The following is an 11,008-nucleotide window of genomic DNA, read 5'->3' as shown; positions in this document are numbered from 1 at the left end:
ACGCCTCTCGTATAAGAAATGACATAAAACAAATCATAAAGTTGGAGAACTCTAATGAAGAACCCGCCAGTTGCCGTTAGTCCAAATGAAGTTGAATCGATCGTGTCAGATTGGGTGGTTGGCAAGATTTTGTCCGAGCCTGCCATCACGGGCGTACATTCGTTAAGTGCAGTCTCTATTTATTTTGACCCCGGCCAGGGGCATACGCGCCACCAGCATACCGAAGCAGACCAGCTGATTTTCATCATTTCAGGCGAAGCCGAGATGATGATTGAATTTATCGAAGGTCAACCAGAGCACCGTTTAATTCGTACTGGCGATCTGGTCACCATTCCAAAAAACGCATTTCACTCCACTATGAACAACAGCTGGGAGCCCGTTAAAATTCTTGCGGTCTATTCACCTGCAGGTGTAGAAAGCGGCATGCGCAGTGCTGACAGCTTTAAAGTAATGGCTCCGGGCGTCGTTCCGGCGCGTCGGGACCCACCAACAGTAGCCTAGGTGTTGGATTGATGAAATCGAGTGAGGTTATGCGATGTCGGGCGCACTAACCGGTTTTCGTGTGCTTGATTTCGGGCAATATGTGGCGGGCCCTTTGGCCGCCATGCTTTTGTGTGATCAAGGTGCAGAAGTCATCCGGGTTGACCCTCCCGGAGGCCCCCGGGACCAGACCGCCGCTGGGGCAATTTTTAATCGGGGTAAAAAAAGCCTTGTGCTCGATCTGAAAAATGAAGTCGACAAACAACGCGCCTTGCAGCTGATCGACACCGCAGACCTTCTGATCGAGAACTTTCGGCCGGGAAAATTTTCCTCGCTTGGCCTAGGCTACGAAGCCCTTGCCCAGCGAAATCCGCGATTGGTGTATTGCTCCATGCCAGGTTTTGCGCATGATGACCCGCGCGCCTCGGTCGCAGGATGGGAGGCGATCATCGCGGCTGCCACTGATACCTACCGTCCCACCCCGGACAGCAATGGGTCCACGCCCAAGTTTTGGAATCTGCCCGTCGCATCCTATTTTGCGGCGATGCTGGCTGCAACTGCGGGTGTTAATGCGCTGAACGCGCAGCAGCGCGATGGCTTGGGGCAGCATATCGAAGTGGCACTGTTTGATGCGATGTTTACCGTCATTGGGGCCCGGGGCATGCAGATGCCCACAGCTGTAGATATGTCGCTGGATTTCACCGGCTTTGGCGTCTACGAATGCCAAGATGGCCGTTACGTTCATTTTGCTCCTGTGGCACCCCGTTTCCTGGACTGGTTTGCAGAAGCAGCAGGCGTTGCACGATGGGCGACTGAGGGCTTACTTGACCGCGCTGCGCTTTCGAGCTGCCCTGAAACTGCCTTGCGCTTGAGGTCTAAGTTAACCGTCTTATTTAAAAAACGCACTGCACTGGAGTGGGAGACCTTGGCCGACAAAGCAGGCGTGCCGTTGACCGTCTGCAGAACAACTGTCGAGTGGTCAGACACAGCGCATGCCTTGACTTCGCAATCGGTTGTGTCGCTAAATGATTATGAATATGGCACAATGAAGCAACCGGGCATACCGGTTCGACTTTCGTTATCAAAAGAGAAAATTCAGGGTCCAAGACACCCACTCAATGCAGAGCGGTCGACCATCGTTGCCGACCTCTTGCAGCCAAACGCACAGACCGCACGGCGTGCAAACGTAAAAGTCGACCCTCATTGCACAGCTCCTGCGTTGCAAGGGGTGCGTGTACTGGACCTCACTCAGATCTGGGCCGGCCCGACTGCGGCGCGGGCCTTGGCCGAATTTGGCGCTGATGTCATCAAAATCAACAGCCCGCACGAACCGATCATGTCGCATTACGATGTCAATCGAGGAAAACAAAGCATCTTGCTCGACTTCAAAGATAAAAAGGACATGGATTTCTTTCGGAAGTTGGTCAAATCTGCTGACGTCGTCATCCAAAACTTCACTCACGGTGTAGCAGAACGGCTGGGTATCGGCTACGACGACCTCGTTAAGATCAAACCCGAAATCATCTACGCCTCCGTCAGTGCTTTTGGCTATGACGGCCCCTGGTGCAGTAGGCGTGGCTACGAAGTGCAGGCACAAGCTGCCGCCGGGGCACAGGTCGATTTCGGCTGGCCTGATCAAGCCGCTCGGCTGCCCTACGAAATAAACGACTACGGCACAGGCGTGCTGACGGCCTTTGGGCTGTCGCTGGCACTGCTACATCGCGCGCGCACCGGCTGGGGCCAACAGGTCAATAGTGCGCTTGGGTACACCGCGACGTTGTTCCAGTCTCTGCGCTTTGCGCAAATGGCACAGGCCCACAATACGCCCTCTGCATCCTCAGCTGCACTGGGCATGCATGCACTTTATCGTTTGTATGAAGCGCGTGATCAATGGTTTTTCTTCGTGCTTGACCGCGAGTCACTATGGCGTCTACAGCAAATACTTGATCTGCCTTCGCTAGGTACGCTATCTGATACGGGTCAACAAGAATTGCTCACTTGTACCTTCATCAAACAACCGCTCGATTTTTGGGTTAGCAAACTGGATGCCTGCGATCCGGGTATCCATCGCTTAGTCACAGTGCAAGAGTTGATGTCAGATCCATGGGTTGTTCAGCATGGGCTGAGTTTGACTCGGGAACATAAAGATATTGGCATGATCAGAACTATCGGGCCTGTTGCAAGGCTATCGCGTACGCCTCTGGTAGCTGGCCATCCGGCAACACCACCAGGCTCAGATCACGCGGCAGTCATGCAAGCGTTAGCTGCACGTTAAAAGATGTGGCAGAGCCTTGACCGGGCGCGCCTTTCTCGTGACGGTACGCTTTGGGTGATAGTCCAACCTTCTTTTTAAACGCTGTTGCAAAGTGGCTCTGGCTTGAAAAGCCCGTTGTCAAAGCTACTTCCGAGATCGGCAATTCGGTCTCAACCAAAATGCGCGAAGCCTTTGCGATTCTCCGCTCAAGCAAATACTGATGCGGCGAAGTGGCATGGTGTTTTTGAAACAAACGCTTCAAGCCACACACGCTCATATTCGCCTGACTGGCGATCACCTCAAGCGAGAGGTCTTCGCCCAGCGAGCGATCAATGAAGTCCTGAACTCTCGCCATGCTTGATCGAAAGTTTTCGTAGCACGGCGATATGGCTTGATTTTTTTCGGTATTGATTGAATGGGCTTTAAGCAGCTGTGTTGCGAGTGTCCAGGCCAGGGTATCGACAAAGGCAGGTGTGGTCGCGGGTGCTGAATGCTGCAAGGACTCTAAAACCGCCAAAGCCAGTTGCTCCAGCAATGGATCCGTCGCACCCAGACGAATCGCTACCTTTACATGAGGCCGCCCAAACACATGCCTGCTCACAGCCTCAACCAGCTCTTTTTTCAAATAAAGCATCAGCATTTCTGACGAGCCTCGTCGAGTCCACTGGGAAGACTCGTCAGCTGGAATAATCAAGAATTGCCGCGGCGATAGAGTCGCATGCTGTGCTACTGAACTGGCGGCGACCCTCACCCGCAATTGAGCAGGCCCTCTCAAACAAAATCCAATGCAATAGTGGCCAGTCGGATTGAGCGTCCCGGACCAACTATTGACCGTTGCAACAGCCACATACAAATTTGACCAGCCACGACCCTCACTCTGAAGAAGCAGTTTATTTCGGTCCCAACGTTCGATGCTGTGAGTCTGCTGCACATCAAACTCTTGTTCGAGGTTTTCAGTTGAAACGGTAGAGGTATAGAGTTTTTGCATGGCAATGTCCCACTTAAACTGCTGTCTGAATTTCGGAGTCCACTTCATTCTCGCAGAACTGCGAATAACTGTTGTTTGTCGCATCCGGGTGGCGCTCGCTATGTTTCTGCCACAGTAACATCAGCGTTATGCCTTTGCGGCGCAACTCTTGGTGAATACGGCCATAGTCGTCAGGGACGTAGTGTTGAATAGCATCCAAATCTGAGCCACTGAAGTCAATCCCATCAAGTCCATCCGAGGTCGGGGATACCAGCTTTGCATTGACTTGGAGATTCAATAAGCAAGGCTTGGCTGGGTGGTCATGTGTCGCTGAAAACTGTAGGCTCAGATCGGGGATGCCACCGAGTCAAGGCAATGAGTGCCCGCAACGCTCACGCCATCACGATCGGTACGGACTTCATGGTTAAAAGTGACGAAATAGACTGCTGCGCTATGATTAAATTTTGTACCGTGTGATTCAAAATTGAGCTTCCCAACTGATCTCGCTTCGTTCCTTGAGTTGTTGCGCCTGCACGGTCATGAGGCCTACGGCCTGATCTTCGCATTCTCTGCCTCGCACAACATGCTGTTCACGCTTTTTGCAGGCTATGCCTCCAGCTCAGGTGCTCTTGACATTGGCACACTGATTGCGGTCGTCTGGGCGGGCAGTTTTCTGGGTGATGCGATCCGCTTCTGGATCGGACGTCGCTTCGGAATCCAATGGCTTTCCCGATTTCCAAGGCTTCACCGCACCAGCCAGATCGTGGTCCGTTTGGTGGATCGCTACTATTTATGGCTGATTCTGTTTCATCGCTATCCGCACGGCATTCGCGGGGTCGCAGGTTTTGCCTACGGAATGTCACGGTTACCATGGCCCACATTCCTGGCATTCAATTTCGTCGCGGCTGGACTTTGGTCCGGTGCAGTTCTTTCAGCTGGCCATGCGTTTGGCCACATCTCGGAGAAGCTAATGAACGATGCTTTCTCTGGTGTTGGCATGGTAATGCTGGTTGTTTTTCTCGTGCTGTCATGGCTTCTAAGCAGGAAACTTGAGCGCGTCGCCGAGCAAAGTTGAGCCTCTGCAAAGAACCCTGGCCGCACAAGTGGCCTGGATTTAACCCGAGAAGCAACTGACATTTATTTGGCTTTTGGATTGATGCCGCTGAACGGCCCAGGGTTTTGAAGAGGCCACACTTTGAGAAAAAAAACCATGAGCCAACTCATAGCCGTATTGCCCAACAGCACGGTGCGCTTTTCTCTCTTGCTGTTGGTGAGTTGCTCACGCAACTTCATGCGCCGGACCTTCAGTCCAGCATGAATGCGCACCAGATCAGTTAAATATGCATGGTCAGCGCGCAACGCCATGGCCACGGGGCTGACTGATGGATGCATCCGTTTTTGTACGAGGGGCAGCAGCGAGTCAACCAGGCCCTTGTTGAGAATCGCCTATCAAACCACCCAAGCCCAAAGTGATGGCGTCGTTCGGGTAGAAATTCAGGTTGTTGTATTCGCGCAAGTTGGTGCGCCCCACCCCGCCATCAGGTAAGTTTTTTTGCCCCACTGAGCATTGACAGATCCGCCCAAAAACCCGCCACTTGCCGCTTGCATGGAGGGGATCAACTTTCCCCAATCGGTGTCAAGCGTGTATTGTTAACCTAGACGTATTTGGTGAAACTGACCGGCTTGATCATATTGGCCGATCCACATGGCGTGGGCTTGTGTGTTGGCACGCAAGTTCAGGTCGGTTGCGTTGGGTTGATGGGTGGTTTGATAGACGGAAGGCGTGAGTTTGAACTGCCATGCAAAGTTGCCCTCTGGTTCAGGCGTTGAAACTGCTTGCCCCGTGCTGATGGGCATGGCGCTGTTGACGCCGACCGAAAACTGACCACCTGGGGGTGCAGCTAAATTCTTGGACTGTTTTATGCTGTAAATCCCAAGCTTTTTCGGTATTGGATGGGACTGAGTGACCCTAATGACACTTTGATTCGTTTCTCGTTGTACCAGCGAATGTAGACGTCAACGCTCTGGATGAACTGCTCGAGGGTGATGCCCTGCCAGTCGCGCGGATAGAACAGCTCAGTCTTCAATCTCCCAAAAAATCCTTCACAAGCGGCGTTGTCAGGTGAACATCCTTTACGCGACATAGACCGAACCAGCTTTGCATTACTCATACGCGAGAGCCAGCCGGGCCAGCGATAGTGGGCGCCACGATCTGAATGAACAATAGGTCTGCTCTCACTGACAGTCACTGTATCGATGGCCGTATCCAACATCGTATTGACCAACTCAGCATCAGGGCGGGTGCCAAGCGTCCAACTTACAACCAGACCGTCGAAACAATCGACTATTGGCGAGAGGTACACCTTGCCAGCAGGGATCTGAAACTCCGTGATGTCCGTCAGCCACTTTTCGTTTTGGATGGCAGCTTGGAAATCCCGATTGATGATGTTTTCTGGAGCCGGGCTGATCTCACCAAGGTATGAACCATACCGTCGCTTTTTGTTGACCGTAGCAGTCAAACTCTCTTGCTTCATCAGGCGTACTACGACCTTCTCAGAAATATGCAATTGATGTTAAAGCAGGGCCGAACGGATCCGCCTATAACCATAGCAGCGGTAGTTGCTATGAAAGATATCGACCATGGCGACTCGGGCGGCTGCATATTTGTCCGACATTCTCAGGCGTGAGCAATGGTAGAAGTAAGAGCTGCGTGCCAACTTCAGTTCGGCCAACAGTTCTGTGAGCGAGTAAATGTGTTTCAGGGCGTCAACCAGCATCGTCTTGTCCCGGTTCCCCAGGAGCTGAGGGGCGACGCCCAGATCTTTTTTTAGAAGTTCATTGGCCTTCTTCAATAGGTCATGCTCAAGCTGCAAGCGCCGGATGTTGCCCTCAAGTACGTTGACTTGCTGCTGAAGCTCGGTGACGCTTTGAGAGCGGGGATTCGGGTCGGGAGTGGATTCGTGATGACGTTTTATCAATGCGGGTGCCTCTGGTCCGAGTAGCTCATTCTTCCAGTTGTACAGCGTCGGTCGGCATACCTTGACCTTCTTGGCAATTTCCTCAGCACTGGTGTCTCGGATGCACAACTCGAGGACGGCTGCCTTCTTGGTCTCCATGGGATGTTGCATATTAGGTGCGCGGCCCACCATTCGTATGCGCACCTCAGGGTGTAGTTCGTCAAGCCATTTCGAAAAAGTATCGCGGCTCGGATAGCCCAAAACCCTCAAAGTAAACGCAATACAGTGGCCATGGTCAAGGTAGTGCTGAACAGCGTGCTGCTTTTGCTCAACGGTGAACCTATCCCGTGAGCGGTTGTATCCAGCCCGAAGGGATTGCTTGGCAATGAACTCCCGGTACCAGCCGATGAGCGTGTTCTTTGTCGGATAACCCAACTGACGGATGGTGACTCCCAGACGCTTGCCTAGCTTCAGATAAAGCCGGACAGCCTTGATTCGATCTTCGTATGAATACATGAACTACCTCCAGGTAGTCCAAGTTTTTAGCAGCATCCCCAGGTGGTCAATATTGGATCGGCGTCAACAGTCTGCATGCTTTGCGTTTTTCCAGCTTGAACGGTGTGCCTCAATGTAGGCGCTGGCGCACTGGTCGAACCTCATAAGCCGGGCCTTGGCCATATCAGAATCGAGCTGTTGCTGCCGTTTGGCCTCTAGCGGGTTGACACCCTCAATTACCAGCTTACGAGCGTCTGTGGCCTTTTGCCGAGCTTCAGCAAGCGTTATCGTATGGACTGGACCTAAGCCCATTCCAAAAGCCTTACCCTTGATCATGTACCGATACAGCCAAGACTTGACTCCAGCTTTGGTGATCTGAAGTGTCAGACCACCCCCGTCACCGTAAAGCCCTGGGGCTGTTTGTTGAATCACAACCAAAACTGAGCCAGTTTCGGAGCTTTACACGTTGAAATTTGAGCCACCCCACAAGCTACCCTGCTTATTTTTTGTGCAGGGTGGCAGGAGTGATCAACGTGAGTACATTGAGCAAATTACGTCGTCTTGTTTTAAGAGACAACGTGTCCATTCGCGAGGCTAGCCGCCAGCTTGGAATTTCCCGCAATACGGCCAAGAAGTGGCTGGAGCAATCCGAGATGGTGGAGCCCCGCTATCCCAAACGGGCGTCAGGACCAGGCATATTGGGTCCCTACGAGGAGGTGCTTACGCAGTGGCTCAAGTCCGACAGCCACCGCAACAAACGTGAGCGCCGAGGCACCAAGGCGCTGTTTGAGGGGCTGAGGGCGCTGGGTTACCCGGGCAGCCGGGGCCCGGTTTACACCTTTGCCCTGCGTTGGCGCAAAGAGCAGGACTTGGCGGCCAAGGGCCAAGGTTATGTGCCCATGCACTTTGACATGGGCGAAGCCTTCCAGTTTGACTGGAGCACTGAATACGCGGTCATTGGCGGTTTGCGCAGGCGTTTGGACTTGGCGCACACCAAGCTGGCGGCCAGCCGGGCGTTTGTGCTGTCGGCCTATTACAACCAGGCGCACGAGATGCTGTTCGAGGCGCACGCCCGGGCCTTTGCCGTGTTTGGCGGGGTGACCAAGCGCGGGATCTACGACAACATGAAGACGGCGGTGGACAAGGTGGGGGACGGCAAGAAGCGCACCATCAACGCCCGCTTTGAGACGATGACGGGGCACTACCTGTTTGATCCCGAGTTCTGCAACCGTGCAGCCGGCTGGGAGAAAGGCATTGTTGAGAAGAACGTTCAAGACCGACGCCGCGGCATCTGGCGCGAAGCCAGCGAGCGGCGCTGGAATTCACTTGAAGAGCTCAATGCCTGGCTGCAAAAGGCCTGTGTCGAGGCCTGGGAGCATCTACAGCATCCTGAGTGGGTGCACATGACGGTGGCCGATGTGTACCAGGACGAGCGGCTGCGGCTGATGCCCAACCCCCGGCCCTTTGATGGCTACATCGAGCATCCGGCGCGGGTGTCCTCCACATCGTTGATCAGCTTCCAGCGCAACCGCTACAGCGTGCCGTGCGAGTGGGTCAATGCCATGGTGAGTGTGCGGGTGTACCACGATCACCTGATGGTGGTCTCGCCAGATGGGGAGTTCATCCGGATCAAGCGCTGCTTTGAGCGGGACCAGACGATCTACGACTGGACGCACTACATCGCGCTGATCGAGCGCAAGCCTGGGGCGCTGCGCAACGGCGCCCCATTCAGGACGATGCCCGAGCCATTGCGGCAATTACAGGACCAGTTATTACGGCACCCGGGTGGCGATCGGGTCATGGCGCAGGTGCTCAATGCAGTCACCTTGCACGGTCTGGAGGCGGTGCTGGTGGCCGTGGAGCTGGCCTTGCAGACTGGAAGGGTCAGCGCTGAGCATGTACTGAACGTCCTCTCGCGCCTGAAGGAGCCCAGTCGCAACAACGAGCCGGTGCACACCCACCTGAGCCTGAACAAGCCATCACAAGCCAATGTGGATCGGTATGACCGACTGCGGGCCCAGCAATGGAGAGATCAGGAGGTGAACCATGCTTGACATGATTGCTGACTTCAAGGAGTTGGGACTGCACGGCATGGCCAGTGCCTGGCCAGAGGTTCAAGGCACGGCCCGCATCAAGTCGCTGGACCACGAAACGGTGCTGATGCAATTGATCAAGGCCGAGAAGGCGCAACGCGAGGTGCGCTCCATGGCTTATCAGATGCGTGTGGCCCGATTCCCGGCGCATCGTGATCTGGTGGGCTTCGACTTCACGCAGGCCCATGTTGATGAGGCCTTGGTCCAGAAGCTCCATGGGCTAGAGTTTGTGAACTCAGCGCACAACGTGGTGTTGGTGGGAGGCCCTGGCACGGGAAAAACCCATCTGGCCACCAGTCTGGGCGTTCAGGCTATCCGTGCGCATGGCAAACGCGTGCGGTTCTTCTCCACGGTCGAGCTGGTCAACGCCCTGGAGCTGGAGAAGGCGCAAAACAAGACGGGCCAGATGGCCTACAGGCTGATGTACGTGGACATGGTGATCCTGGATGAGATGGGCTATCTGCCATTCACCCAGTCCGGTGGGGCACTGCTGTTTCACTTGCTCTCCAAGCTGTACGAGCGCACCAGCGTGGTGATCACAACCAACCTGAACTTCTCGGAATGGAGCAATGTGTTTGGGGATGCCAAGATGACCACGGCCCTGCTGGACCGGCTGACGCATCACTGCCACATCGTGGAGACCGGCAATGAGAGTTGGCGGTTCAAGCATTCAACGGCAGCCGCCACACCCACCAAACCTCAGCGGGCAAAAGCCCAGAAAGGAGAAGCCAAAGCCCCAGAGCAGATAGACTTATCCACAACCAACTGAACAAAACTTCCCTAAAACCAGTGGCTCAATATTCAACGTGAACACTGGCTCAGTTTGGCTGATGAATCAACATTCCGGACCTTTATCTGCTGCGACCCCCCAAGAACGCCCGTCCCGCGCAGAGGACGTTTACGTGCAACTCAAACGCGATGTAGGTGAGTTCAGGCTGGTTCCAGGAGATCGATTTACAGAGAACGAGGTCTGCGAACGCTTGGGCGTTTCGCGAACCCCTGTTCGTCAGGCGTTAGTCAGGCTGCAGCAGGAAGGCTATGTGGAAGTGTTGTTTCGAAGCGGCTGGCGGGTGCTGCCGTTCGACTTCGACAAGTTCGAGCAACTGTATGACCTACGGATGGTGCTCGAATCCACAGCCGCCCAGCGCCTGTGCAGCGACGCCCCGGTATGTGGCAGCCAAGTTGATCGGTCCCGTTTGAACGAACTCGCCTCTATTTGGTTGGTTGCCCCAGAAGAACGCAGTACCGATGGTGTCTTGGTCAGTCAGTTGGACGAAGCATTCCACTGCAGTCTGGTCGAAGCCGCTGGCAACGCCGAACTGACCAGGGTGCATCGCGATATCACAGATCGCATCCGCATCATCCGCCGACTTGATTTCACCCAAGCCTCACGTATCACGGCAACGTATGAAGAACACGCCCAGATTCTTCAAGCCATTTTGTCTAAGCGCGTCGACCAAGCATGCATGCTGCTGAGGGCACACATCGGCAGCAGTCAGGCCGAAGTACGAAAGATTACATTGCACCAAGTACACATTGCCCGGGACCGGAGTGTTATGGCTCCTTCTACCTAATTTTGGGGTAGAAGCGGTCCATCGCCTTGCCGATACGAAATGACAGGTTCCGGCGGCCGCCTAAATAGGGACCTAAAAACCTGACCGGCTGCTACCAGCCTAAAGCCGCCCCTTAGACTTCTCCACAAACACTTCTTCCATGACCAAGGGGGTTCCCCGGCACATGAACTATGGATTGGAAATCCGAT

At 54.3% G+C, this 11,008-nt stretch carries 9 protein-coding genes and 1 pseudogene; 6 read left to right on the top strand and 4 right to left on the bottom strand.

The window, feature by feature from the left end; genetic code table 11:
• Positions 1 to 54: 54 nt before the first annotated feature.
• Together B472_RS15580 and B472_RS15575 are read left to right on the top strand one after the other, a co-directional pair.
• On the top strand, positions 55 to 501 hold the full coding sequence (locus B472_RS15580) for a cupin domain-containing protein (protein WP_019428430.1): 447 nt from the start codon (positions 55 to 57) through the stop codon (positions 499 to 501).
• A gap of 34 nt (positions 502 to 535) precedes the next feature.
• Complete coding sequence (locus tag B472_RS15575) at positions 536 to 2,755, top strand: CaiB/BaiF CoA-transferase family protein (protein WP_019428429.1); 2,220 nt, start codon at positions 536 to 538, stop codon at positions 2,753 to 2,755.
• Here the strand turns inward: B472_RS15575 and B472_RS15570 are convergent.
• Positions 2,730 to 3,722: an AraC family transcriptional regulator gene (locus B472_RS15570; protein ID WP_157951990.1), complete on the bottom strand. Its 993-nt coding sequence runs from the start codon at positions 3,720 to 3,722 to the stop codon at positions 2,730 to 2,732. The two genes, B472_RS15575 and B472_RS15570, sit on opposite strands and share 26 nt — an antisense overlap.
• A gap of 463 nt (positions 3,723 to 4,185) precedes the next feature.
• On the opposite strand from B472_RS15570, the gene B472_RS15565 reads away from it, so the two are divergent.
• The gene (locus B472_RS15565) at positions 4,186 to 4,776 is read left to right on the top strand and encodes a DedA family protein (RefSeq protein ID WP_019428426.1); all 591 of its coding nucleotides are present in this window, start codon (positions 4,186 to 4,188) and stop codon (positions 4,774 to 4,776) included.
• A 62-nt stretch (positions 4,777 to 4,838) separates the two neighbouring features.
• On the opposite strand, the gene B472_RS15560 is transcribed toward B472_RS15565, so the two are convergent.
• From B472_RS15560 to B472_RS17505, 3 genes and pseudogenes are all read right to left on the bottom strand, one after another.
• Complete coding sequence (locus B472_RS15560) at positions 4,839 to 5,072, bottom strand: hypothetical protein (protein WP_157951988.1); 234 nt, start codon at positions 5,070 to 5,072, stop codon at positions 4,839 to 4,841.
• Positions 5,073 to 5,620: 548 nt separating this feature from the next.
• Positions 5,621 to 7,174, bottom strand: a pseudogene (locus B472_RS15550) (IS3 family transposase).
• Positions 7,175 to 7,237: 63 nt separating this feature from the next.
• Positions 7,238 to 7,585, bottom strand: coding sequence for an integrase arm-type DNA-binding domain-containing protein (locus B472_RS17505; protein WP_019428420.1), 348 nt, complete (start codon positions 7,583 to 7,585; stop codon positions 7,238 to 7,240).
• A gap of 101 nt (positions 7,586 to 7,686) precedes the next feature.
• Between B472_RS17505 and istA the strand changes: the two genes are divergently transcribed.
• From istA to B472_RS15530, 3 genes are all read left to right on the top strand, one after another.
• Positions 7,687 to 9,207: an IS21-like element ISLisp1 family transposase gene (gene istA, locus B472_RS15540; protein WP_040506123.1), complete on the top strand. Its 1,521-nt coding sequence runs from the start codon at positions 7,687 to 7,689 to the stop codon at positions 9,205 to 9,207.
• Entirely contained in the window at positions 9,200 to 10,015 is an 816-nt protein-coding gene (gene istB / locus B472_RS15535) for an IS21-like element helper ATPase IstB (protein ID WP_019428418.1), read from the top strand. Before istA ends, istB begins: the two co-directional genes overlap by 8 nt.
• Positions 10,016 to 10,076: 61 nt before the next feature.
• A complete protein-coding gene (locus tag B472_RS15530; protein WP_019428417.1) occupies positions 10,077 to 10,820 on the top strand; it encodes a GntR family transcriptional regulator in 744 nt (247 codons plus the stop codon).
• Positions 10,821 to 11,008 lie beyond the last annotated feature (188 nt).

It is taken from the genome of Limnohabitans sp. Rim28, from assembly GCF_000293865.2.
Taxonomy (GTDB): domain Bacteria; phylum Pseudomonadota; class Gammaproteobacteria; order Burkholderiales; family Burkholderiaceae_C; genus Limnohabitans_A.
The sequence above is the reverse complement of the archived record's forward strand: the minus strand, read 5'-3'. Positions and strand labels throughout refer to the sequence as shown.